Raw genomic sequence first — 25,729 nt, 5'->3', positions numbered from 1 at the left:
TCTCAGCATCTAAGCAACTTTCCTAAACAAGCTCCTTAAAATACTGCAACAGCACAGGGTCGTTATCCCGCATTGGGGTAAATACCTCCATTATCTTCGGCCTGCCCGATGCCGCATAAAAACCATCAAGCCCTGCGGCAAGCGAAGCCTCATCTGTAGCGGTTATATAATCAAACCCGAACATACGTGCCAAATGCTCAGCCGTATGGTTATGCGTGGTTTCAAAATACGTGTTGAACACTGCGTTTTCGGTATGTCCCGGCAATATACGGAAGATGCCTCCACCGGCATTGTTTATCAGTATCACCCTGAAGCTTTCGGGCACATAACTGTTCCAGAAGGCATTGCTGTCATAAAGGAAACTAATATCGCCTGTAAGCAGTACGGTTTGTTTCCCGCTTGCTACAGCGGCGCCTATAGCAGTACTGCTACTACCGTCTATACCGCTGGTACCACGGTTACAAAACACCTCAACCGACGGGTTAATATCAAACAGCTGTGCATAGCGTATGGCCGAACTGTTGCTTATTTGTAATTGGCTGCCCGCAGGCAATGTGGAGAATAATGTACCAAACACCTTATGGTCTGTAAACGGTATTTTTTCCTGATAGGCATCGTGCTTTACCTTACGGAAAGCTTTCAGCTGCACGGCGGTTTCTTTATAATTGCCCTGCCCCTGCTTTACGTACGGTAAAAATGCCCCGAAAAACTCGTTGGGACTCACCCTGAAATGCCTGGTTAGCGCACTGTAGGTATCGTATGCCCTTAGCGGGTCTATGTGCCAGTGGTGCTGTGGCTTGTATTTGCGCAGCCATGCCTTTACCCTTTTGCTCACCACCATACCACCAAACGTAAGCAGTATTTCGGGTTTCCAGGCTTCAAAATCCTGTGGGGTAAACGGCGTTATTATGGTATCTATACTGTTCAGGAAACTGTTATGGTGCAGGTTGCTCGTGGTTTCGGTCATAACCACCACGGTAGGGTCTGCCGCCAGGTAATTGATTATTTCGGCATTAATGGTATTGGGTTCGTTTACACCTACCAGCACCAGTTTTTTGGCCGCTTTGTTCCAAATTTCAGCATACGGCTGCGGGTCTTCCTGCAGTTCACGTATGCGCGGCGCCACAAACTTAACGTCTATCTGCACGGTAGGCTCGGTAGTGGTTTCGTACAGCGGCTCCTCAAAAGGTGCGTTTATATGCACCGGGCCTTTATCATAGCGTGCTACGGCAATGGCAGTGTTTATAAGTGCATCATTTTCGGGTGATGCCTCTTCCTCTAAATTTGCGCTGAGCAAAATATGGTTTGCATATACATTCTCCTGGCGGATAGTTTGGCCGTCGCCAATGTCTATCTTGCTTTTAGGCCTGTCGGCAGAAATAACAATAAGCGGTACCTGGCTGTAAAAAGCCTCAGCCACGGCAGGGTAATAATTAAGCAATGCCGAACCCGAGGTACATACCAGTGCCACCGGCTTTTTAGACTGCTGCGCCAGCCCCAGCCCGAAGAAGGCTGCACTGCGCTCGTCGGCAATACTATAGCAGTTAAACTCAGGATTACTGGCAAAGCCAATGGTAAGGGGTGCATTTCGCGAACCCGGCGAAATAACAATATCAGTAACCCCTTTGGCCAGGCATATTTGTATGATGCTCTGCGCCAGGGGTATTTTAGGGTAAATCATAATACGCCCCCTAACCCCCAAAGGGGGAATTTCTAACCGTACCTTATTAAAAGGCAGGAGTGAGAATGCCCCCTTTGGGGGTTAGGGGGCTTATGTGTTACTTATTAATCCAGTTTATAATTTCAGCGTCGGTAGGCAGTGTTTTAGGGCTTACCACTTTTTCCAGTTCGCCTTTTTCGTTGATAAGGTATTTCTGGAAGTTCCATTGCACCTCGCTGTCCTGCAGGCCGTTCTTAGATTTTTCGGTAAGGAAGTGGTACAGCGGCGCCATATCATCACCCTTAACCGATATTTTTTCCATCATCGGGAAGGTAACACCGTAGTTCTGCTTGCAGAAAGTAGCAATTTCCAGGTTGGTACCCGGCTCCTGGCCTGCAAAGTTATTGGCAGGGAAACCTACAATAACAAGCCCTTTGTCCTTGTATTTTTCGTAAAGCGCTTCCAGCTCCTCGTACTGCGGCGTAAGCCCGCACTTAGATGCCGTATTTACAATGATTACTTTTTTGCCTTTAAGCGAGGCAAAATCAAACGGGTTTCCATACAGGTCGGTTACCTTAAACTGGTATATGGTAGCTTTTTCCATAGTTTTTTGTGGTGTGTTTGCGGCTTTTTTCTTTGCCTGTGCCATGGCCGGGGCAGTGTAGCACATAAGTGCCCCTATGGCTATGAAAAGTATTTTTTTCATGATGATATATTTGTGTGATAAAAGTAAGGAATTTTCTGCTTTGCCTATAATTTATAAAACAATAAATAAACCGGTAAAAAAACAGAAAACCCTGCCGTTTTTGGCAGGGCCTGTATGTGTTTAATCCAGTTCTTCAAAATCTATATACTCGCCCACAACCGGCTTGTCCTTAGACTGCTGCTGTTGTTGCTGTTGCTGGGTATATTGTCGTTGTTGCCCGTACTGTTGCTGGCGCTGGTTTTCATAATTCTTGCGTTGGTTTTCCATATCCTGCTGGGCTTTGCGTACCACCTGCTGTGCCATGGCCGGCAAAAACAGGCGCATTAAAAATTTGGCTATATAGTAAATAACTACTATGGTGAATATGGCTTTTACCAGGCCGGTAAATGATGCTGTTTCCATTATCATAAAGTTTTTGTAAAAGTACGCATTAAGCCGCGTAAAATTGGGGCTGGCGTCTTAAAATAATAATAAATTGTACTACATTTGAAAATCGTAACATTGCTAAATCAATAAACGAGCCAAAGACAATGACCATCAAAACACAACTCATTTTTACTACCCTTTTGGCACTTGGCTTACAGGCTAACGCACAATATACTGACGAAATAAACTCTAACCGCCCCGGCCAGTCGCAATCGGCCTTTGCTGTGGGCAAATCTATTTTCCAGGTAGAAACCGGGCTAAACGGCGTGTACGAAAAACATGACATACTGAACTATACTGCCAAAGGTGTAACTACAGACCTGGCCATACGTTACGGCGCATTTGACGAAAGCCTGGAATTTATGGCCGATATGCAGTACCGTTTTGACCTGTTTGAAGATGCCATATACAGCTACAACCGAAACGATTTCAGCAAGTTTGTACTGGGCGCAAAATACCTGGCCTACGACCCTGATAAAAACTACCACCCCGAACCCAACTTAAAAAGCTGGTGGGCTAACCGAAAATTTAAATGGCGTACGCTTATACCGGCGGTGGCGTTTTACGGCGGCTTGCACGTAATGTCTAACGGGCCGTATACCTTTCCCGAAGATAAAACCAGCTTTAAGGCCATGCTGATAACACAGCACCATTTTGGCCGCTGGGTATGGGTAAACAACTTTATTTTTGACAAAGTAGGCACCACCTACCCCAGCTCTAACTGGATTACCACCTTTACGCACGGCATCAGCAAAAAGGCATCGGGATTCTTTGAGTTCCAAGCCATAAAAAGCGATTATTATGCCGATGGTATTGCCCGTGTGGGTGGCACCTACCTATTACACGAAGACCTGCAGGTAGATGCCTCTATAAGCGGTAACTTTAAAGATACACCTACCATACTTTACGGTGGTGTGGGCCTTTCTTGGAGGTTTGATGCCAACTATACTGATGTACTGCTGAAAGGTAAAGGCGATCGCGAAGATGAACTGAACGCCGAGAAGGAGAAGCAGAAAAAAGAACAGGATAAGCGCAAAAAAGAAAAAGCAGAACGCAGGAAAGAACGCGAAGAACAAAAAAGAGCACTTGAGCAGCCTATGGGGCCTGCAGAACCATAATAGCACACATGATAACGATAAAAGAGGCCGTTACCAAAAAAGAAATAAAGGAGTTTATACAGTTTTCGTTTACCCTTTACAAAGATAACCCGTATTGGATTCCGCCACTGGTAAGCGATGAGCTGGAAACATTTAACAAAGGCATAAACCCCGCCTTTGATACTGCCGAAGCACGCTTTTTTATCGCGTATAAAAACGGCGAACCTGTAGGCAAAATAGCCGCCATTATCAACTGGCAGGAAGTACGCGAACAGGGCAAAAGCAAAATGCGCTTTGGCTGGCTGGATATGGTAGATGACATTGAAGTTACCAAAGCCCTCCTGGACAAAGTAGCCGAAATAGGCCGCCAAAACAACCTGGAGCATATGGAAGGCCCGCTGGGCTTCAGCAACCTGGACAAAGCCGGCTTCCTTACCCTGGGCTATGACCAGATAGGCACCGCCATAAGCTGGTACAACCACCCTTACTACATAGACCACCTGTTGCAACTGGGCTTTGTAAAGGAAAAAGAATACATAGAAGGCTATTTCCCTATAGAAAACATAGATGGCCCTACCCTGCAACGCGGCAGTGAAATGGTGCAAAAACGTTATGGCGTGCGCGCACTGAGCTTCACTTCGTCTAAAGACATTATGCCGTATGTAGATGAAATGTTTGACGTGTTTAACGCCGCCTATGCCAAACTGGCATCGTTTGTAGCAGTAACCGATAAACAAAAGGCATTCTTTAAACAGAAATACATAGGGCTGATAAATCCCGGCCTGATAAAGTTTGTTTTGAACGAAGAAGGCAAAATGGTAGCCTTCAGCATTATGATGCCTGATTTTGCGCCTGCGCTGAAAAAAGCAAACGGTTCGTTACTACCGTTCGGTTGGTACCATTTGCTTAAAGCAAAGAATAAGATGGAGGCCGTAGCATTTTACCTCATTGGTATTTTACCCGAGTACCAAAACAAGGGCATCCACGCTATACTATTCTCTGAAAACTATAAAGCCATTTCCAAGCTTGGCGTAAAACGCTGCATACGCACCCCGGAGCTTGACGAGAACAATGCCGTACATAACCTGTTTAAGAGTTTTGATTCGGTAATACATAAAAGAAGGTGTACGTATATAAAGCAACTTAGCCGCTGAGTCTCTTAGCTGCTTAGCAAAAAAAAGGGCTGAATCACATTATGATTCAGCCCTTTTTTTTTTATATGTGGTTTTCCATTTTGAGCGCAGCACAGCGAAGTCGAAAAATCTCAATAACAATCTGAGATGTCTCCTATCGTCGACATGGAACAGCGACCTTCTATTCTGAGTGAAGCACAGCGGAGTCGAAGAATCTCAAGTAGAAGAGATTTCTCCACTACGCTTCGCTTCGGTCGAAATGGAAACCCAATTACCTCGAATAGTTAGGTGCTTCTTTAGTAATCGTTACGTTGTGCGGGTGGCTTTCAGCTATACCGCTTGATGTAAGGCGTACAAAACGCGAGGTTTCCTGTAGCGTTTTAATATCACCGGCACCGCAGTAGCCCATACCGGCACGAAGCCCGCCCACAAACTGCAGCATGCTTTCAAACAGTTCGCCTTTGTACGGCACACGGCCTACGATACCTTCAGGAACCAGCTTTTTAATATCGTCTTCCACATCCTGGAAGTAGCGGTCCTTGCTGCCCTCCTGCATGGCCTCCACAGAGCCCATACCACGGTATGATTTAAACTTACGCCCTTCAAATATAATGGTTTCACCTGGCGATTCTTTAGTACCGGCAAGCAGCGAACCCAGCATTACACAACCGGCACCGGCTGCAAGTGCTTTAGGGATATCGCCTGTGTAGCGTATACCACCGTCGGCTATAACCGGCACACCACTGTCTTTAATGGCAGCAGCTACCTCCAGCACCGCGCTGAACTGCGGGAAGCCTACACCGGCCACCACACGCGTGGTACATATAGAACCAGGCCCTATACCTACTTTTACGGCATCGGCACCGGCAGCTACAAGGTATTGTGCCGCTTCGGCAGTGGCTATGTTGCCCACCACCACATCAAGCTCCGGGAATTTGGCTTTCACCTCTTTCAGTACGGTAACCACACCTTGTGTATGCCCGTGTGCAGTATCTATAACCACAGCATCTACACCGGCGTTAACCAGGGCTTCGGCACGGGTTACAGCATCGGCAGTAACACCAAGGGCGGCAGCCACACGAAGGCGTCCAAATTTATCTTTGTTGGCTACAGGCTTCTTGCTTACCTGGGTTATATCCCTAAAGGTAATAAGGCCTACCAGTTTGTTATCGGCACTAACCACAGGCAGTTTTTCTATCTTGTGGTTTTGCAGTATTTCCTCGGCCACATCCAGCGTAGTACCTTCCGGGGCAGTAACAAGGTTTTCAGACGTCATTACCTCGGTAATAGCCCTTGCAAAGTTTTTCTCAAAACGAAGGTCGCGGTTGGTAACAATACCTTTCAGCGTTCCGTTTTCATCCACTACAGGGATACCGCCTATACCATACTCGCGCATGGCAGCTTTGGCATCTTTTACGGTAGCGGTAAGCGGCAGGGTAACCGGGTCTATGATAAGACCGCTCTCGGCACGCTTCACTTTACGCACCTCGGCAGCCTGCTGCTCTATGGTCATGTTTTTGTGCAGTACACCTATACCGCCTTCGCGAGCCATGGCTATAGCCATATCGCTTTCGGTAACGGTATCCATAGCGGCACTAACCACAGGTACGTTAAGTGTAATGTTTCGTGAAAATTTCGACTGTATGTTTACTTCGCGCGGTAAAACTTCAGAGTAGTTAGGGACAAGCAATACATCATCGTAGGTAAGGCCCTCGCCGATGATTTTAGATGTGTGTGCTTTCATGTTGCAATTTGTAGTTAAATTGCGTGCAAATATAGTCATTTTTATGGTAATAAAAAAAGGCTGCCAAATAGATTTCAACTATTATGTAATAAGTTTATGTTATATAAATCCCAGCCGTTTTATGCCAACATAAAATCAATGTAAAATTTTATAACATTTTATCACGGGCTTGCACAATTATTTTTTTTGTTCCGCAGAAAATTATAGTATTTTCGCTTCCTTAATAAACCAACATTTTTATCTTCACATGAAAAGACTTTTACTTACTTTATCATTATTGTCTATTGCCCAAGCCTACAGCCAGGCAGGTTCCCTGGACACTTCATTCGGTACTTCCGGAAAAGTTGTTACAACCATAAACAGCGACGAAAGGGCTTACGGGCTTGTTGTTCAGGCAGACGGAAAAATTGTAATAGCGGGCTACACTTACAGCAGCATTTATGATTATGACGTAGCGTGTGCCCGATACAATACAAACGGTACCCTTGATACATCATTCGGTACTAACGGTATAGCTACCTTTGATATACAGCTGGGCAGTGATGACCGCGCCACCTGTATAGACATACAGGCCGACGGCAAGCTTATAGTAGGCGGCTACAGCGACAACGGGACCAACAAGGATGCCCTGGTAATACGCGTGAATACCGATGGTACACTTGATACCACTTTTGGTACAGACGGTAAGGTACTTACTAACTACTCTACAACCGGCTTAGCCAACAGGCAAGACGAATACTGGGTAGTAAAAGTACACGGGCTTACCGGTAATATTGTAGCCGGCGGTACATCGTATTCGGCAAGTAACAACAGCAGGGCCATACTGGCACGTTATACTTCGGCCGGGGTGCTGGACACCACTTTTGCCAGTGGTGGTAAATATACTGCACTGCCAGACAGCCAGATATCATCAAGCTACCTGTTTACTATAGAAGACCTTGCCATAAAGCCAAACGGTAAAATTACCGTGGTAGGATGGTCTACAGCATGGTTTTACTTAGCCAGGCTTAATGCTAACGGTACTATGGATACCACGTTTTCTTCAGACGGCTATAACCACCTGTGGGATGGCACCATGTATTCTGTAGTACTAAACAACGACGACAGTTTCTATTTTACCGGTGACATATGGACATCTCCGCAAACAGAGGTGTATACCGGCTTTATAGAAGCAGACGGTACCGGTATTACGGCAGAGCACTTTAACTTTGGCAGCACAAAGACCGCTACTACGCTGTCTATGGCCAAAGACACTAACGGCAAGCTGGTAGTTGCAGGTTATATTATGGACGATAATACCGGTGCGGCCTCATTCCTGGTAGGCAGGCTTCAGGCCGACCTTAGTGCCGATACCACATTTGGCACAAACGGTTTTACCATTACAGATTTTGAGAACCCGGTGAGCGGCGCCTTTGATATGAAACTGCAATCGGATGGCAAAATAGTACTTGCAGGTTTATCTGGCGGTAAAATAGCACTGGCACGCTACAATGGCAGCGGCACAGCATCTACAGACGAAGTTACTGCCAAAAGCATAAGCCTGTACCCTAACCCTGCAAATTCTGTTGTAGAAATATCAGGAATTGAAGCAGCAAGCGCTTACAGCATTTTTGATACAAACGGCAGGAATATAGCATCAGGCGAACTTACTGCAAGCAACAACTCTATAAACGTAGCGTCTTTTGCAAAAGGCGTTTACCTTATAAAACTTGCCGAAGGCAGCACTACGCTGAAGTTTATAAAGAACTAATACCTTACGGCAAATAATTTAAACTCCGCTTTTAGCACTGCTAAAAGCGGAGTTTTTATTTTAATGATACTCCAGAAACACCTTGCTTGCCTAGTTATACGTACTTTTAAAAGTTACCTTTATAAATAGTATTGAATAAAAAGATTTAGTACTTTTATGCATATGAATTTACAGGACACCATTTTTTTACGGCAGGATGAGTTTTTGGCACTGTGCAGCAGGCATGGAGTTAAGAGCCTTTTTGCGTTTGGGTCTTCTGTAAATGGTAATTTTAATGAGGGAAAAAGCGATATAGACCTGCTTGTGGAAGTAGACATTGCAGACCCGCTGGAACGCGGTGAAAAGCTATTGTCGCTTTGGGAAAAGCTGGAAGCCTTTTTTCAAAGGAAAGTAGACCTGCTTACAAATGCCTCAATAAAAAACCCTCTTTTAAAGGCTAATATCGACACTTCAAAAATCCTGATATATGACGGAGAAAGGCAAAAAACATTTTCTGCCTTTAGTGCCTGAAGTTTAATTTATTGAAATATACAACTGGCTTCGACAAGCTCATGCCTGACTGTATGTTTCAATAAATTTTTCGGGCAATTAAAGTTCATAATTGTCATGCTGAGCTTGTCGAAGCAGGGCTATTATGAACTTTAATTGCTTATCTTGTAGAAGGGAAATTTTAATGATATTCCAAAAACACCTTGCTTGCCTCGTTATACGCACTTTCAAAGCTTAGCGAGTTCATGCCGTGGTCGGCTTTTACTGCGGTTAGGTAAGACAGCAGTTTTTCGGTAGGCATGTTGCCCGTAAGTTCATCCTTTGCCATGGGGCAGCCGCCAAAGCCTTGTATGGCCCCGTCAAAACGGCGGCAACCGGCTTTGTAGGCAGCGTCTACCTTTTCGTGCCACTTATCGGGTGTGGTATGCAGGTGCGCACCAAATTCCACCTCAGGGAACGCCGGTATCAGGTTGCGGAACAGGTAGTCAATAACATCGGGTGTAGAGCTGCCTATGGTATCGCTGAGTGAAAGTATCTTTACGCCCATAGCAGCCAGCTTTTGTGTCCACTCCCCTACAATCTCCACATTCCAAGGGTCGCCATACGGGTTACCGAAGCCCATGCTCAGGTAGGCCACCACCTCTTTATCGGCATTGTGGGCCACATCCAGTATTTCCCGGAGGGTGATTATGCTTTGCGCAATGGTTTTGTGGGTATTACGCATCTGGAAGTTTTCAGATATGGAAAACGGGAAACCCAGGTACTGTATCTCCTTATGCTGTGCCGCAGCTTCCGCGCCCTGCGTATTGGCTATAATGGCCAGCAGTTTGCTTTTGGTAGCAGACAAGTCGAGCCCCGCAAGCACCTCGGCAGTGTCCTGCATTTGCGGAATGGCCTTGGGCGACACAAAGCTGCCGAAATCAATAGTATCAAACCCCACACGCAGCAACGACTGTATATAGGTTATCTTCAGCTTTGTAGGGATAAAAGGTTTTATACCCTGCATAGCATCGCGCGGACATTCTATTATTTTGACTTGTTCCATTCTTTAGAGCTTCTGAGCTACTTAGCCGCTGAGCCACTTAGCTTTTTAGAAAGTTTCAACATGTAAAATAGCATTATTAGGTCGCTGAACCTCACAATCACTTTCAAAGCTCAGTAGCTTAGAAGCTCAGCGGCTAAGCAGCTATAAATCCAAAATCCTCTCATTAATATCCTTAATAAGCTGAGGGCCTTCGTATATAAAACCTGTGTACAGCTGCACCAGGCTGGCTCCTGCTTCCAGTTTTTCCAGGGCATCTTCGGCGGTATGTATACCCCCCACCCCTATAATAGGGAACGCCTTACCACTCTTTTCCGAAAGGAAACGTATCACTTCGGTACTGCGTTTGGTAAGCGGCTTTCCGCTAAGCCCGCCGGTTTCGGTTTTGGCTTCACTCACCAGGCCTTCGCGGCTTATGGTGGTGTTTGTGGCAATAACCCCGGCTATTTTGGTATCTTTTACTATGTCTATAATATCCAGCAGCTGGCCGTCGGTAAGGTCGGGCGCTATTTTCAGGAGTATCGGTTTTTGCTTCGGTTTGGCTGCATTCTTATCCATCAGTGCCGAAAGCAGTTTGGTAAGCGGCTCCTTATCCTGTAACTCACGCAGGTTGGGCGTATTGGGCGAACTCACATTCACCACAAAATAATCCACATAATCGTACAGCGCATCAAAGCAGATAATATAGTCGTTTACCGCCTCTTCATTTGGCGTCACCTTATTTTTACCGATGTTACCGCCTATAAGCACATGGCCTTTGCCTGCCGGGTTCTTTTTAAGGCGCTCTACAGCTGCGTGTACGCCACCGTTGTTAAAGCCCATACGGTTTATGAGCGCGCTGTCTTCCCTCAGGCGGAACAGCCTTCGCTTCGGGTTACCCTCCTGCGCTTTTGGCGTAAGCGTGCCTATCTCTATAAAGCCGAAACCCATATTACCCAACTCCTTAAAAGCTATGGCATCCTTATCAAGCCCTGCGGCAAGCCCCACAGGATTTTTAAACTTCAGCCCGAAAACTTCGCGCTCCAGCCTGGGGTCGTTTATGGTAAACGCCGAGCGGATAAGCGCCGGTATGCCGGGTACGCTGTTTAAAAACCGTATGGATGAAAAGGTGAAATGGTGTATCTTCTCTGGATCAAAACGGAAAAGCAGGGGCCTTATGAGCGACTTATACATTGATTTTTGTTTGTGTTGTTACTGCAAATTTAAAAATATCGCCCGATTTTTATTAAATTAATTTTAAAAGGCTTGCATAGCATCTTTTACCATACTAACTTTAAGTATGTAAATGATGCCGCCATGGAACCCACCAACACAGGAAAAACCAAAGATGCAGGCTACCAGATGGGTGTACGCCACACCTACCCCGTATCGTTACACGATACCTGGAATTTTATGTTCTCGGCAAAAGGCATAGCTCTGTGGCTGAGCTACGACGGCCAGCCGGTGTGGGGCAAAGGCCGTAAATTTACCACGCAAAAAGGTACCTTTGTATGCATACGCGTGTTTAACGAGCTTTCGCATGTACGCCTGTTGTACAAAAAGAAAAAATGGGAACATTCCAGCACGTTACAGTTACGTTTTATCCGTGCCAAAACCGGCACCACGCTGAGCTTCCACCAGGAAAAACTGGAAAACGCCGAACAGCGTGATGAAATGCTGGCTCATTGGCACAAAGTGGCCGAAAACCTGAAAACCTACCTTATACCCCTCCATGGAAGTCACTGACGTTTTTTACCAAACGGTTGTACATTACACTAACAATACGGCTGTTGCCAATACGATATTGGCAGAAATAAATAAGGCCTATACCAAAAGCAGCCGCCACTACCACAACCTTACCCACCTGCAAAACATGCATACCGAACTGCTTGCGCTAAAGGATACTATAGCCGATTGGGACACAGTGTTGTTTGCGCTTATCTATCATGATGTGGTGTACCATGCATCGAAGAAAGACAATGAGGAAAAAAGCGCCGATATGGCTACCGAAAGGCTGCGGGGCATTGGCTACCCCGAAAACAAGATTGCGCTTTGCCATGAAATGATACTGGCTACCAAGCAGCATACTGTATCTGAAAATGATGATATAAACCTTTTTACCGATGCCGACCTGAGCATATTAGGCAAGCCGTGGCCTGTGTACGAAGAGTATTGCAAAAACGTGCGGAAAGAGTACCGTATTTACCCTGATTTGCTGTACAAACCGGGACGTAAAAAAGCGTTATCACACTTTTTAGAGATGGATTCTATATTTAAAACCAAGCATTTCAAAGAGTTATACGAAACGGAGGCGCGCAAAAACATAACATTGGAAATCAGCCTGCTTTGATACTCCAATGTAAATTTATTGTAAATTTGCTTACACAAATAACCCTGCAAAATGCAACATATAATCGACCGTTTTATAAGCTACGTTACCGTAGACACCGAATCGGACCCAAATTCTGACACTACACCAAGCACGGCCAAGCAATGGGACCTGGCCAATAAACTGGTAGACGAACTGAAAGCCATAGGCCTGGAAGACGTTACCATAGACGAAAACGCCTACATCATGGCTACACTGCCCAGCAACGTAGAGCACAACGTACCCGTAATAGGCTTTGTATCGCACTTTGATACCACGCCCGATTTTACCGGGGCCAATGTAAACCCACAGATTGTTACCAATTACGACGGTGGTGACATTGTGCTGAATGCGGAGCAAAACATAGTGCTTTCGCCAAAATACTTTAAAGACCTGCTGCAATATAAAGGGCAAACCATAATCACTACCGATGGTACTACCCTGCTGGGTGCCGACGACAAGGCCGGTATTACCGAGATTGTTACGGCTATGGAGTACCTTGTACAGCACCCTGAAATAAAGCACGGAAAAATACGCATCGGCTTTACCCCTGATGAGGAAATAGGCCGTGGCGCACATAAATTTGACGTAGAAAAATTCGGTGCTGACTGGGCGTATACCATGGACGGTAGCCAGATAGGCGAACTGGAATACGAAAACTTTAACGCTGCCGGAGCCAAGGTTATCTTTAAAGGCAAGAGCGTTCACCCGGGCTATGCAAAAGGCAAAATGATCAACTCTATGCTTATTGCCAACACCTTTATATCTACACTACCGAAAGAGGAAGTGCCTGAAAAGACAAAAGGTTACGAAGGCTTTTTCCACGTTACGGGGCTTAGCGGCAGTATAGAGGAAACTACGGTGCAGCTTATCATCCGCGACCATGATGCCAAGCTGTTTAAGAAACGTAAAAAGATGCTTAAAAACATTGTGGATAAAATCAACCGCAAGTTTAAAAAGCAATTTGGCGGCGACATTGCCGAACTACAGATAAAAGACCAGTACTTCAACATGCGCGAAAAGGTGGAGCCTGTATTCCACATCGTGAAGGTTGCTGAAAAAGCGATGAAAAAAGTTGGTATTAAGCCAATCATTAAACCGATACGCGGCGGTACCGATGGCAGCCAGCTGTCGTACATGGGGCTGCCGTGCCCTAACATCTTTGCCGGTGGGCACAACTTCCATGGCAAGTATGAATACGTACCGGTAGAGAGCATGATGAAAGCAGTAGAAGTTATTGTAAAAATAGCCGAGCTTACCGCTAAAGGCGAAACCAAATAATGGACGAAAAACCAAAAAAAAGTTGGGATAAATCAGCTAAATGGCCTGAGGAGCTTAATGCCCTCAAGGCCATTATTGCTAAAACACCCCTGGTGGAAACCACCAAATGGGGCGGCCCTGCCTATACCTACAACGGCAAGAATGTGCTGGGTGTGGGCGGCTTTAACGACTTTTTTACCATCTGGTTTTTTAAGGGCGTGTTTTTAAAGGACGAAGCCAGTGTGCTTATTAATGCCAATGAAGGCACTACCAAAGGCCTGCGCCAGTGGCGGTTTACTTCGATAGGTGAAATAAACGAAAAGCTGGTGCTTCATTACATAAACGAAGCCATAGAAATAGAAAAGCAGGGGCTTGCCATTACACCTTCTAAAAAGGAAACGGTAATACCGGAATACCTGCAACAGCAATTGGACACCGACAGCAGCCTGAAAACCGCCTTTGAAGCGTTTACTCCCTTTAAGCAGCGCGAGTTTTGCGAATACATAGCCGAAGCCAAACAGGATAAAACAAAGCAGGCTCGCTTTGAAAAAATCCAACCGATGATACTGGAAGGCCGCGGCCTTAATGATAAGTATAGGAAGTAAATTTTTCACGTAGAATATACGCTCCAATCCGAATCGTCATTGCGAGGAACGAAGCAATCTCATGAGGCAACTATCATAATTTGGAACGATGAGATTGCTTCGTCGTGCCTCCTCGCAATGACAGCGCGTGAAGAAAGGAACGTAATAAGAAAGCCTTATTATATTCACGTAGAATAGCACCTTCCAATCCGATGGCGCGGATCTGTGATCCGTGCCTTATAAACACCCGAACTGACGAAGCAATCTCATCATTGTAAAGGACTTAAATTTGAATTGCTTTATGAGATTGCCGCGCTTCGCTCGCAATGACAGCGCGTGAAGAAAGAAACGTTTATGATATTGACACTAACAATCCAACCCGTCATTGCGAACGCAGCGCAGCGGAGTGTGGCAATCTTTTAAACATTCCGGGATTAACCACAAAAGTGAAGCTGCTCCTTGAGATTTCTCCTATCGTCGAAATGGAAAATGTGAAAACAAAAAAACCTCCGTCCCTGCTATAGGAACGAAGGTTTTTAATAGGTTTTCGTTTTGTTACTTCTCTTCTGCAGCTACTTTATTTTTTACAACCAGCCTGAAGCCTTCACCGTGTATGTTCAGGATTTCTACCTCATCATCCGGTTTCAGGTACTTGCGCAGCTTGGCAATGTACACGTCCATACTGCGTGATGTAAAGTAGTTGTCGTCCCTCCATATTTTGGTTAGGGCAAGCTCACGCGGCATAAGGTCATTCTCGTGCAGGGCAAGCATTTTAAGCAGTTCGTTTTCCTTTGGCGAAAGCTTTATAGGCTCTTCGTTTTCAAAGGTTAGGAAACGCAGCTTAGAGTTAAGGTGGAACTTACCAATCTGGAACTCAAATTTAGAGTTGTCCGTTTTGGTTTCGCTTGATTTCCTCTGGATGATTGCCTTGATTTTCATCAGCAGCACTTCAGAGTCAAACGGTTTGTTCAGGTAATCGTCGGCACCTACCTTATAACCTTTCAGCACGTCTTCCTTCATAGACTTAGCTGTTAGGAAAATAATAGGCACATCCTTGTTTTTTTCCCTGATTTCCCTGGCAAGGGTGTAACCGTCCTTATAAGGCATCATTACATCCAGTATGCACAGGTCATAATTATCTTTTTTAAACTTTTCAAACCCTTCCATACCATTTTTGGCAAGGGTTACGTCAAAATCGTTAATCAGCAGGTAATCTTTTAGTACAGCCCCAAAGTTTGGGTCATCCTCCACTAAAAGAATTTTTTTGTTTACTTCTTCCATATTTTTTTTAATTTATTAGTGGCATTTTTATAATAAAGGTACTGCCTTTCCCTTTCTCGCTTTCTACGTATATGTGGCAATTATGGTCGTCTATAATGCGCTTTACGTAGGCCAGTCCCAGTCCGTGTCCTTTTACATCGTGGCGGTCGCCGGTATGCTCGCGATAAAATTTTTCGAAGATCAGTTTCTGGGTATTCTTTCCCATTCCCATACCCTGGTCTTTTATTTTTATCAAAATGAAATCTTTAACATTCTCCGTGTAAATATCTATAACGGGTTTATCGGGAGAATATTTGATTGCATTGTCTAAAATATTAACAATTACGTTAGTAAAATGAACATCATTTAACAAAGCCGTGGTTCTCAGCGCACTAAAGTGCCGTGTTAAAACGCCATCCCTGTTTTCTATGAGCAATAAAACGTGCTCTATAGCGTTTTCGAGGATGTCATTTACATCAGAGGCTTCCTTGGAAATATCTAATTCTCTCCTGTCCAGCCTCGAAATCTGCAATACATTTTCTACCTGGCTGTGCATACGCTTGTTCTCCTCGCGTATCATTTGCAGGTAATACTGCACCCGTTCCTTGTCTTCAAAAATCCTCGGGTTCTTTATCGCATCCAGCGCCAGGTTTATGGTAGCTATAGGCGTTTTAAACTCGTGGGTCATGTTGTTTATAAAATCGGTTTTTATTTCCGATATATTCTTCTGCTTTATCAGCTGGTTTATGGCGCTCAGGTAAGCAATAATGATTACCAGCGTAAATACCAGCGACAGCATGGTGATGCCCAGTATAGAAGACAACAGGTACTTTTCCTTTTGCGGGAAGCTTATAAACAAACGGTAATTAGAAAAACCGTTGGTATTTTCAAAGAGCACGTGCTCGTTTATCGACGGTTCGTGGCTTAACCCTCCCGATGATATACGTGTGGGCATGCCACCGTAATAGATGCCAAACTCAAACGGCGTATCTACACCGCTCTGTATCAGTTCGCGGGCTATAATTTCTTTCAGCCGTTGCGAACTAAGCCAGGTATCAAGTCCGTAATACTCCCTGAAATCCTTCAGGAACGTTTCCATCTGGAAGTTCACAAGGCGGTCGGCATCAGCCTGCTCGGCAGAAGGTTCCCCGTTTTGTTTTACAGGATGCTTGCTGCTTTTGCGCTTCATGTACGCCTCTACTTCCGCTTTATCAAAGAGCATATCGTCAAAATCGGGCGGTGTGAGCTGCCCTGAGTATACCACGTTGCCTGAGTTCTGCTGGTTCTGCCTGTCGTACAGCCTTCGCATATCGGCCCGCGACGGGTCTTTGCCTATACTGTCGGCATACTTGCGGTATACCTTATAAAACTCTTCAGTCTCCAGCTGCTCCAGTTGGCCCGATACCCTGCCCAGCACCTGCTGTATGTGGTAACGGAACTGTTCGTCATTATTTTTAAGCGATGTATCTACCCAGTATAATTGTACAACTATTATGCCTAATAACGATAGGCTCATAAAAATTACCAACAATCTAAACCTGGTTTTGTTCATCATTTACAAAATTAACATTTTAACACTTACGGCTTAAAACCATTAACCAAATATTAACAGCAGGCATTATTTTTCAATTATATTCAGAAAATTAAAAATCTCCTGTGCCTGAGCCATAGCTGCCTGTGTTGTAGTGTTTTCAATTATAAATTGACTAAGCGGCTTCTTTTGTCCGTCTGTCCATTGGTTTTGCATGCGCTGTAACACCTGCTCGCGGGTTACGCCATCGCGGGCCATAACGCGGCTTATGCGTTCTTCCTGCGGGGCGGTAACAAGTATTACGGCATCGCACAACTTATAACTCCCACTCTCAAAGAGTATTGCGGCTTCCTTTATCACGAAGGGATATGTGTCGTGACTTTTTACCCAGTTGCCGAAATGCTCCCCTACCCGCGGGTGGATGATACTATTTAATGTCGCCAGTTTCTCCTTATCGTTAAACACAAGCGCTGCTATGCGGGCGCGGTCGGGCTGCCCGTTTTGCAATATATCTTCGCCAAAAGCAGCAGTAAGTTCTTCCACTACTTGCGGCAGGTACAATATTTTTTTGGCTTCGTCATCGGCATAATATACCGGTACGCCCAGTGCTTCAAATAGTTTGGCTACGGTAGTTTTTCCGCTGCCTATGCCACCTGTAAGCCCTATTACCTTTGTTTTCATTTGAAAAATAGTTCTGGGAATGCCTCTTTTGGCGGCTGCCTAAGCAGGTGTATCTTTACAAACGACTCCAGGTACCCGAAGCCGTAACCGTAAAACTGCATAAACACCGCTACCAGCGCCAGGAAGCCTACCTTAATACCGTTTTTGGCTGTAGCCAATACCAATACTGCTACAAAATAGGCAATATACAGGTACAATAAAAACGAAATACCTGCGAAAGCCAATAATACAGCGGTAAATAGCCCAAGCATGAACACCGTAGGGAACAGGAAGGTTATCTTCTTGTACTCCGGGTGCCACTTGTCTAATATAGGGCGTGCCTTACCGAACTTGCTTACCTGCTTGTTAAACTTCTGCCAGTCGATACGGCGCTTGTGGTACACGTACGAGTGGGCAAATAAGCGGGTTTCAAAGCCCAGCTTCCACAGCCTTATAGAAAGGTCGGGGTCTTCGCCGGGATGTATGTGCCCAAAACCGTGCGATGCTTCAAAGGCTTTCTTGCTGATGCCCATATTGAAGCTGCGCGGCTGGAATTTTTCTATTTTTTCTGATTTGCCCCTTATGCCACCTGTAGTAAGGAATGAGGTCATGGCAAAGTTGATGGCCTTTTGCACATCGCTGAAGCTGTCCAGCGCGGCATCGGCACCGCCAAAGCAGTCTACATAGTGCGCCGTAAGGCTGTTGTCTATGCTGCTCAGGTAATGTGGCGGCAGCAGGCAGTCTGAATCTAATATAATGAAGTAGTCGCCTTTGGCTACGCCCATACCGTAGTTGCGTGAATCGCCGGGGCCGCTGTTCGGCTTATAGAAATAGGAAATATTCAGTACGTCCTTATACTTTACAATAATATCGCCACAGGGTACCGTAGACCCGTCTTCTACCACCACCACTTCATAGTCGGCGGTGTAGTCCTGCCGGGTAAGGCTATCCAGCAATTCGTCAATTTCATCCGGCCTGTTGTATACCGGTATTATCAGCGAATAAAACATGCAATCCTTTTTTAACAAAGATACTCTTTCTAAATAAGAAAGCCGCCAAAATTGGCGGCTTTCCGTTTTTATTAAAGATAATTTAAGTTTTCTACTTAAAAATATTACCGTTTTTTCACAATCTTGAACGTGTGGTTTACAGCACCCGCCTTCACGGTTACCACATAGGTACCTTCGGCAAGCTTGTTAGTATCTAACTTCACAGCAGCAGCATTTGGCGTAGTGCCAAGTACCAGCTGGCCCAGCAGGTTGTATACTTCTACCGATGTAATATCGGCGCTGTACTTAATGTTCAGCTCGTTGTTAACCGGGTTCGGGTAGTACGCAAAGTTGCGGACATCGAACTTGTCGTTACCAAGTACTTCACTCACCATTACCGAAGCATATGCCACACAAGTACCTGAAGCAGCTGCAGCATAGTACGTAGTACCGGCTACAACCTCTGTAGTAATGGCAAGCGGGTTAGTTTGCGCCATAGCATCAGCCTCGGTAGCATACCATGTAATTTCCACTTCAGAACTAGCAACGATATCTGCAACCGTAGCAACATCGTTAGTAGTACTTACTGACTGAGGTGATACAGCAGTGATAACCGGTGTTTCGGTAATGGTTACTGTAAACGAACCTTCGGCAGTACACTGGCCTACCTGTGCAAATACATACAGTACAGTAGTTTCGGTTATAGTAGTACCGGCTGGTATTGCTTCACCACCACCCTGTGCAAAAGTATGGTATGTTACACCTTCAGGAAGTTCCGGTAGCACATAGCTGTCACAAGACATAATATCAGCTGTAGTAGGCACCTCAATAGCGTTGATGATTACACCTACCGCAGTACGCTCAGCACTTTCGCAGTTGTTAACCGTTTGGCTCGCATAGTAAATACCGCTTTCAAGGGCAGCACCGGCAGCAAGTGCCTCACCACCTTCGGCAGTAGTATACCATTGTACATCGGTACCGCTTACATCAATATCGGCAACGGTAGCAGCATTACAGAATACCTGTTCTTCACCCGCTTGTGGTGCAGGAGTAACCGTCACAGTTACGTTCACCTGCTTACGTGTAGCACTTGTACAGCCGTCTATAGTCTGGCTTGCAAAGTAAGCACCTGTGATAATGGCAGCATCAGCAGCAAGGGCTTCACCACCTTCGGCAGTAGTATACCAAAGTATGTTATCGCCTTCAATAACGATATCAGCCAGTGTAGCTGAGTTACAGAATAACTGGTCAGTTTCAGCAGTTGGGGCAGCAGTAACGTTAACCGTTACGGCAACCTCAGCCCTGGTAAGGCTTTCGCAGCCATTCACAGTCTGTGAAGCATAGTAGGTAGTAGATTGCAGGCCTGTAGCAGCAGTAAGCGCTGTACCGCCTGTAGCAGTAGTATACCATTGTATAGCAGTACCTTCAGCTGCAAGCTCAGCTACGGTAGCTGCGTTACAGAAGGTTACCGCAGGGGCAGCCACTGTAGGTGCAGCGGTAGCATTTACCGTAAGGGCTACGGCAGCTGTAGTAGTACATCCGGTTGTGGCAGTAGCTGTAGCAGTGTAGCTGGCAGCACCGGCAGTAACCGACTTAAAGTATACTGTACCCGCTGCTGTTCCTGCTACATAAGGTACAGTAGCAGCAGCATTGGTATAAAGGTTTTCGGCAGGAGTCCATGTTACAGGGTTATTCACCACGTTGTTAAACCTTATGTTTGCCCTCTTAGGCGATGTAGTACCGGTTGTGGTAGTACCGCTGTAGCTGTATTTCCAAAGTACGGTATTGTTAGTAGTCGCAGTATAATACGTCTGCGTATTGTTTGCAGAGTCGGCGCCGTCCATGGTTACGTTAATAACAATGTTAGACACACCATCCCATACGTAAGGCGTACTGAAGTTGATTACCTGCCAACCTGTAGCCGTGTGCGTATAGGTTACAGGGCCATATACTGTAGTATAGCCTGTAGTAGCAAGATAGTTGGTATCTGCAAATGCAGCAAGTGTGGTAGTACCTATCTTCACAGTAAAGTTAGCATTGGTAGCAGCACTACCCAATGTAGCCACGTTGTAAGCTATTGAGGTGATCTGCCCTGCCTGAACGCCTGCAGCAGTAAGCTCGGCAGCAGTGTATATAGTTTGTGACCAGTAGTTTGGCCAACGGTTACAAAATGCCGTAGGCTGTTCTGTATCGCCTGTAAGCGTAGTTGCTGTACCAAGGGTAACCAATCCGCCATTTGTACCGCCGGTGGCAGTAAGCGGAAGTATAGCATCGGCACATACCGTGCTGCCTGTAGCTGCTACAGTAAGTGCAGAAGGTAGCGGGTTTACAACTACTGCCACGTTAGCAGTAGTAACACAGCCACTAACGTTGTCTGTAGCCGTTACAGTATACGTTGTAGTCTCTGTAGGAGATACCGTTTGTGCAGCACCTGTAAGGTTGCCCGGCATCCATGTATAGGTGTAATCTGCGTTGTCGCTGGTCACCGAAAGGTTTGTAGACTGACCCGCACATACGGTAGCCTGGCTTACAGCAGCAGTTATAGCTGGCGCTGTAGTAATGGTAGCGATAACCGGTGTACGTGCACCACTACAAATAGTAGTACCGTTAAAGGTCATTTTTGCCCTGCCGTTTGCCGCAAGGGTATTGCCCGAACCGTTTACACCACCTGTAAGGGTAGCACAAATAGCTGAAGCAGCCTGGTTATCGGCATACGTATACGTAGTTGATACAAAGCCCGGATCGTCATACTGCACACCAGATGATGTATCACCATAGTTTACGTTGCTATAACATACCTGTACTACGATATTGCTGGTACCATCCCATGTAAATGGAGATGTAAGCGTGTAGTTGTTAAGACCTGCTGTAAGCGTTTGCGCAGCGTTGCTGTATACCGGCGTAAGGCCGTCTACGTGCGTAGTGGTAGCCACGTTTTGGGTAGTAGCGCCCATGCTTATCGCAAAGCTGTTTAGCGTAGGTGTGCCTAATGAAGTTATGGTAAAGCCTACAGAGTTTATAGCGCCCGGTGCAATACCTGCCGCCTGTAGCTCTGAAGCCCTTATGATATACTGTGTTTTAACACCGCCCCATCCGTGGTAGTACGGAGATATACCACCGCTGGTACTTGTAGAGTTACCGGCACCTACTACAGCAGTGCTGTTAGGGGTAATGTTACCCGAACTTACATAGTATGTAGTGGTTTGTGTAATAAGCGGCGTATTAAAAGTAGCACCTGTACCCAGTATAGCACCGCCTGTAGCAGCAGCATACCAGTTAAGTACCGCACCTGTGTTTCCTGTAGCGGCCAATGCTACGTTACCCTGGCCACATAGTGTACCCGGGGTTGTGGTAAGTACCTCACCGGCATCGCAAAGCGTACCTGCAATGATAGGGCCTGCCCACTCGCTGTACGAATCCGTACCGCAATTAGAACGCACCCATATATAGTAGCCTGTACTTGGCGTAAGCGAACCTATGTTAGCCGTTACCACACCCGCACCTACACTGCCTGTAGCAGTTGTTGCAGCCGTAGGGGCAGTAGCCGTTGTACCTACATAGTACTGGTATCCGTTAGCCGGAGCCGACACAGATGCAGTCCAAGAAATGTTGATGTTGTTTTCACCTGCGCTTACAAGGGTAAGTGCTGTAGGGTTTACACATGCCGGTGTAGCTTTAACCGTAAGGTTGTCTGCATACATGTTGTAGCCGTATTCCGAATGGAATTTAAGCGCTACAAGGAAGTTGGCCTGGTTAGCGGCAGCCACAGGAAGCGTTACCGTTTTTTTAGACCATTCTCCTGCCGATGGGGCTGTAGCTACATGCCTTGGTATAAAACCACCTGCATTTGCCCAGTTAGCACCACCATCTGTAGAATATTGTACGGTAACACCTTCGTTAAGGTAGTTACCCGAGTTGTAATCAGAACCGTTCAGCTGGAACCAGTAGAACTCTACATCCACGCTGTTTACACCCGTAGATGAAAGCGGCGCGCTGATAAGCCTTTCTTCAGAACCTGCACTGGCATTGTACGAGTTGTAAAGTACATAGCCACTACCCTCTTGCGGGGTTGTAGTAGGATAAAGGCCTGAAGTAACAAAGCTGATGTACGATGAAGTTTGTACCGCTACGTTTTGCTTTGTCCAGCATGCCGGTTGCGTAGTAGCGTTAAAGCCCTGGTTGTAGGTAATAGCCGTAGGGCTACACGGGGTAGTAAATGTACCCGAAGCAGTATACGGGCTGAAATCGCCACCGCCACAGCTGCTCCTTACCCAAAAGTAATACTGGGTATTTGCCAAAAGGCCGGTAAGGTTAGCCGATGTACCGCTTGCAGGGATACCTGCGCCTGTAGGGGCAGTACTGCTGGTAGAGTACACATATTGATACCCTTCAGACGGTGCACTTGCAGGTGCTGTCCATCCTATGGTAGCGGTACCGTCTGTTACAGCAGATGATACAAGCGCCGTTGGCGGTACGCAGGTAGGGCCTGCACCCTGGCTAATGTCTATTTCGTCAAAATAGTAACGAAGGTCACTGTCTTCACCTACGGCAGTACACACAAAACGGATGTATAAATCGCCGAAGCCCGGTGTAAAGTTTACAGTCTTCGGAGCACAGGTAGTCGCTACCGTGTGGTTAGAACTGTCTATGGTTTGCACGGTTGTCCACGGGCCGTCTGCAGATGAAGCATACTGCACTAAAAGGTTTACCTCGGTAACAGGAGCGCCGATGGTATTATCAGAAAACTGCGTAACCTTGTAGCTGTAGTTAAGGGTAATTTGCCCACCGTTTGAAGTACCAAGGTTTGGTGAACGCAAAATACTCGCAAGGCCATAATACGCATTTGCCCTTACTGAAGCAGTACCTGCACAGGGGGTATTCGTATTCCTGGTGAACCCACCGGCAGAGCCGCTGGTTCCATTCCAGTTACCGAGTCCGGTTGGCTCCCAACCGTACGTGTAACTTACTTGCCCATAGCCGGTTATAAAAACCAGCATCAAAGCAAGCAATAAAGTAATTTTTTTCATTTAACTGTCATTTAATTTTCACTAAATATATTAAATTAATGATAAATTTGAATTTTTCGCAATTCTTTTGAAAAAATTAAACTCCAAATGTTAAATAAAGAAGCAATAATTAAAATACACGCTGTATTCTTTAAAACATAAAGACTAATTATGTTAATTTAACATTATTAAATCACAACCTTCTGACGCTAAATATTACAAAAAGTGTGTTAATACCTGCATTTATTAGCTTAATTGTAGGTATTACACTTTTTTTACTGTTAAAAAGTTACAAGTATAACCCATCCGTACAACAGCATTTTTCAATTATTCATATTAGATTAACATACAATCTGCTGATTGCATTTTAACAAATTGTACCAAATAAAAAAGGCTGCTTCATCATGTCTTCCATTTCGACCGCAGCGCAGCGGAGTGGAGAAATCTCGTATATAACCTGAGATTTCTCCTATCGTCGAAATGGAAAACCGTAATGAAACAGCCCCACTTTATATTCGCTAAGAAGATATTAGCCTATGCTTTCTATTTTAACAACCTCATTGGTATCGGCGGTATAATCCACACCCGGAATTTCAAAGCCAAACAGGTTGTAGAAATCCTTACGGTAGCCTTCAAGGTCGCCCAGTTCGGCAAGGTTTTCGGTATCGGCTTTTTCCCAAAGCTCGCTTACCTTAGCCTGTACGTCATCACGCATTTCCCAGTCGTCTATACGGATGCGGCCCTTATCATCTACAGGCACTTCGCCACCGGTGTACAGCCTTTCGCGGTACAGGCGGTCTATCTGCTCTATGGTGCCTTCGTGTAGGCCCAATTCTTTCATGGTCTTATACAGTAACGATATGTATAGCGGGATAACCGGTATGGCCGAACTCGCCTGCGTAACCAGCGCCTTGTTTACCGATACATATGCTTTACCGTTAATATCCTTCAGGCTGTCGCTGATTTCAAATGCCGTAGCCTCAAGGTGGTCTTTAGCCTGGCCTATGGTACCTTTACGGTACACCGCCTCAGTAACCGATGGCCCTATGTACGAGTACGCCACTGTGGTAGCGCCTTCGGCAAGTACACCCGCTTCTTTAAGCGCATCAATCCACATAGCCCAGTCTTCGCCGCCCATAACGGTAACGGTATTTTCTATATCACCTTCAACCGCCGGCTGTATGGTAACCTCAGATACTTTACCGGTGTGGAAATCTACCGTTTTGTTGCTGAACACACCACCGATAGGCTTCAGCACACTGCGGTGCAGCACACCCGTTACCGGATGCTGGCGCACCGGAGACGCAAGGCTGTACACCACAAGGTCTACCTGGCCCAGGTCGGCTTTAATAATATCTATGGCCTGTTGCTTGACTTCGTTGCTAAATGCGTCGCCATTGATGCTTTTTGCATACAGGCCTGCAGCGTGTGCTTCGTTTTCAAAAGCGGCGCTGTTGTACCAGCCTGCAGTAGCAGTTTTGCCTTCAGCAGGCTCTTTTTCAAAGAAAACACCCACGGTAGCTGCATTGCTGCCAAAAGCCGCAGTAATGCGTGAAGCAAGGCCAAAGCCTGTAGAAGCGCCCACAACAAGTACTTTTTTAGGGCCGTTGGCTATTTCACCGTGTGATTTTACGTAAGCAATCTGGTTCTTTACGCTTTGCGCAGCACCCGCCGGGTGGGCAGTAAGGCATATAAAGCCGCGCATCCTTGGTTCTATAATCATAACTGTTTTATTCAGTATTTGTTAATTGATATTTATCGTTTTAAGGTAAGCAAAGATAAAAAACTAAAATAACTATGCTCTATATTCTGTAATTTTAGCCAATAAACTAATTTGCCAACCATGGATCAACGTAACACTAACCCAAAATTTATACGAAAGGAATACAACCCGCAAAAATATTTTTTAGTGTCCTATATTATTGCTGCGATGTGTAGCCAGCTTTCATTTTGGTTCCTCCACTATACTTACGAGGCATTTTATAAAGCAAATGCAGGGGGATTCATATTCATTCCCATAATTATTGCCGGGGTATTGATGATAG

The 25,729-nt window shown here is 45.7% G+C and carries 20 protein-coding genes; 8 read left to right on the top strand and 12 right to left on the bottom strand.

The annotated features are described in order from the left end of the window. Positions 1 to 22: 22 nt before the first annotated feature. The 3 genes from menD to ACZIX4_RS17575 form a co-directional block, all read right to left on the bottom strand. On the bottom strand, positions 23 to 1,681 hold the full coding sequence (gene menD / locus ACZIX4_RS17585) for a 2-succinyl-5-enolpyruvyl-6-hydroxy-3-cyclohexene-1-carboxylic-acid synthase (RefSeq protein ID WP_463336952.1): 1,659 nt from the start codon (positions 1,679 to 1,681) through the stop codon (positions 23 to 25). Between the two features lie 97 nt (positions 1,682 to 1,778). Then, positions 1,779 to 2,309, bottom strand: coding sequence for a glutathione peroxidase (locus tag ACZIX4_RS17580; RefSeq protein ID WP_463337106.1), 531 nt, complete (start codon positions 2,307 to 2,309; stop codon positions 1,779 to 1,781). A 177-nt stretch (positions 2,310 to 2,486) separates the two neighbouring features. Next, entirely contained in the window at positions 2,487 to 2,768 is a 282-nt protein-coding gene (locus ACZIX4_RS17575) for a DUF4834 family protein (protein WP_463336951.1), read from the bottom strand. Positions 2,769 to 2,896: 128 nt separating this feature from the next. Here ACZIX4_RS17575 and ACZIX4_RS17570 point away from each other — a divergent pair, with 128 nt between their 5' ends. Continuing rightward, positions 2,897 to 3,910: a transporter gene (locus ACZIX4_RS17570; RefSeq protein WP_463336950.1), complete on the top strand. Its 1,014-nt coding sequence runs from the start codon at positions 2,897 to 2,899 to the stop codon at positions 3,908 to 3,910. Between the two features lie 8 nt (positions 3,911 to 3,918). After that, on the top strand, positions 3,919 to 5,043 hold the full coding sequence (locus tag ACZIX4_RS17565) for a GTP cyclohydrolase (RefSeq protein WP_463336949.1): 1,125 nt from the start codon (positions 3,919 to 3,921) through the stop codon (positions 5,041 to 5,043). 250 nt (positions 5,044 to 5,293) lie between these two features. Here the strand turns inward: ACZIX4_RS17565 and guaB are convergent, their stop codons facing one another. Beyond that, positions 5,294 to 6,766, bottom strand: a complete 1,473-nt coding sequence (gene guaB / locus ACZIX4_RS17560; RefSeq protein WP_463336948.1) for an IMP dehydrogenase — start codon at positions 6,764 to 6,766, stop codon at positions 5,294 to 5,296. Between the two features lie 247 nt (positions 6,767 to 7,013). Between guaB and ACZIX4_RS17555 the strand changes: the two genes are divergently transcribed. Next, positions 7,014 to 8,516 (top strand): T9SS type A sorting domain-containing protein, encoded by a 1,503-nt coding sequence (locus tag ACZIX4_RS17555; RefSeq protein WP_463336947.1) that lies wholly within the window; start codon positions 7,014 to 7,016, stop codon positions 8,514 to 8,516. Positions 8,517 to 8,672: 156 nt separating this feature from the next. After that, positions 8,673 to 9,026, top strand: a complete 354-nt coding sequence (locus ACZIX4_RS17550; RefSeq protein ID WP_463336946.1) for a nucleotidyltransferase family protein — start codon at positions 8,673 to 8,675, stop codon at positions 9,024 to 9,026. Between the two features lie 160 nt (positions 9,027 to 9,186). On the opposite strand, the gene ACZIX4_RS17545 is transcribed toward ACZIX4_RS17550, so the two are convergent. Then, complete coding sequence (locus ACZIX4_RS17545) at positions 9,187 to 10,050, bottom strand: hydroxymethylglutaryl-CoA lyase (RefSeq protein WP_463336945.1); 864 nt, start codon at positions 10,048 to 10,050, stop codon at positions 9,187 to 9,189. Between the two features lie 141 nt (positions 10,051 to 10,191). Further along, positions 10,192 to 11,220, bottom strand: coding sequence for a quinone-dependent dihydroorotate dehydrogenase (locus tag ACZIX4_RS17540; RefSeq protein ID WP_463336944.1), 1,029 nt, complete (start codon positions 11,218 to 11,220; stop codon positions 10,192 to 10,194). Between the two features lie 72 nt (positions 11,221 to 11,292). On the opposite strand from ACZIX4_RS17540, the gene ACZIX4_RS17535 reads away from it, so the two are divergent. From ACZIX4_RS17535 to ACZIX4_RS17520, 4 genes are read left to right on the top strand one after another with little or no spacing between them, the layout of a single operon-like run. Next, positions 11,293 to 11,772 (top strand): SRPBCC domain-containing protein, encoded by a 480-nt coding sequence (locus tag ACZIX4_RS17535; RefSeq protein ID WP_463336943.1) that lies wholly within the window; start codon positions 11,293 to 11,295, stop codon positions 11,770 to 11,772. Continuing rightward, positions 11,759 to 12,376 carry an HD domain-containing protein gene (locus tag ACZIX4_RS17530; protein WP_463336942.1) on the top strand — a complete coding sequence of 206 codons (618 nt, stop codon included), beginning with the start codon at positions 11,759 to 11,761 and terminating at the stop codon, positions 12,374 to 12,376. The genes ACZIX4_RS17535 and ACZIX4_RS17530 overlap by 14 nt, the downstream gene beginning before the upstream one ends. Before the next feature lie 51 nt (positions 12,377 to 12,427). After that, positions 12,428 to 13,675 carry a peptidase T gene (gene pepT / locus ACZIX4_RS17525; protein WP_463336941.1) on the top strand — a complete coding sequence of 416 codons (1,248 nt, stop codon included), beginning with the start codon at positions 12,428 to 12,430 and terminating at the stop codon, positions 13,673 to 13,675. Beyond that, complete coding sequence (locus ACZIX4_RS17520) at positions 13,675 to 14,259, top strand: YdeI/OmpD-associated family protein (RefSeq protein WP_463336940.1); 585 nt, start codon at positions 13,675 to 13,677, stop codon at positions 14,257 to 14,259. Before pepT ends, ACZIX4_RS17520 begins: the two co-directional genes overlap by 1 nt. Positions 14,260 to 14,793: 534 nt before the next feature. Here ACZIX4_RS17520 and ACZIX4_RS17515 read toward each other — a convergent pair. The 6 genes from ACZIX4_RS17515 to fabV form a co-directional block, all read right to left on the bottom strand. Next, positions 14,794 to 15,519, bottom strand: a complete 726-nt coding sequence (locus ACZIX4_RS17515) for a response regulator transcription factor (RefSeq protein WP_463336939.1) — start codon at positions 15,517 to 15,519, stop codon at positions 14,794 to 14,796. Positions 15,520 to 15,526: 7 nt separating this feature from the next. Further along, positions 15,527 to 17,014 (bottom strand): sensor histidine kinase, encoded by a 1,488-nt coding sequence (locus ACZIX4_RS17510; protein ID WP_463336938.1) that lies wholly within the window; start codon positions 17,012 to 17,014, stop codon positions 15,527 to 15,529. A gap of 102 nt (positions 17,015 to 17,116) precedes the next feature. After that, positions 17,117 to 17,710, bottom strand: coding sequence for a dephospho-CoA kinase (coaE, locus tag ACZIX4_RS17505; RefSeq protein WP_463336937.1), 594 nt, complete (start codon positions 17,708 to 17,710; stop codon positions 17,117 to 17,119). Further along, the gene (locus tag ACZIX4_RS17500) at positions 17,707 to 18,699 is read right to left on the bottom strand and encodes a glycosyltransferase family 2 protein (protein WP_463336936.1); all 993 of its coding nucleotides are present in this window, start codon (positions 18,697 to 18,699) and stop codon (positions 17,707 to 17,709) included. The genes coaE and ACZIX4_RS17500 overlap by 4 nt, the downstream gene beginning before the upstream one ends. A gap of 104 nt (positions 18,700 to 18,803) precedes the next feature. Further along, positions 18,804 to 23,705, bottom strand: coding sequence for an Ig-like domain-containing protein (locus ACZIX4_RS17495; RefSeq protein WP_463336935.1), 4,902 nt, complete (start codon positions 23,703 to 23,705; stop codon positions 18,804 to 18,806). A 508-nt stretch (positions 23,706 to 24,213) separates the two neighbouring features. Beyond that, a complete protein-coding gene (fabV, locus tag ACZIX4_RS17490) occupies positions 24,214 to 25,407 on the bottom strand; it encodes an enoyl-ACP reductase FabV (protein ID WP_463336934.1) in 1,194 nt (397 codons plus the stop codon). Between the last annotated feature and the right edge of the window lie 322 nt (positions 25,408 to 25,729).

Source organism: Flavobacterium niveum (assembly GCF_055231775.1).
This window is presented reverse-complemented; position numbering and strand designations above follow the sequence as displayed.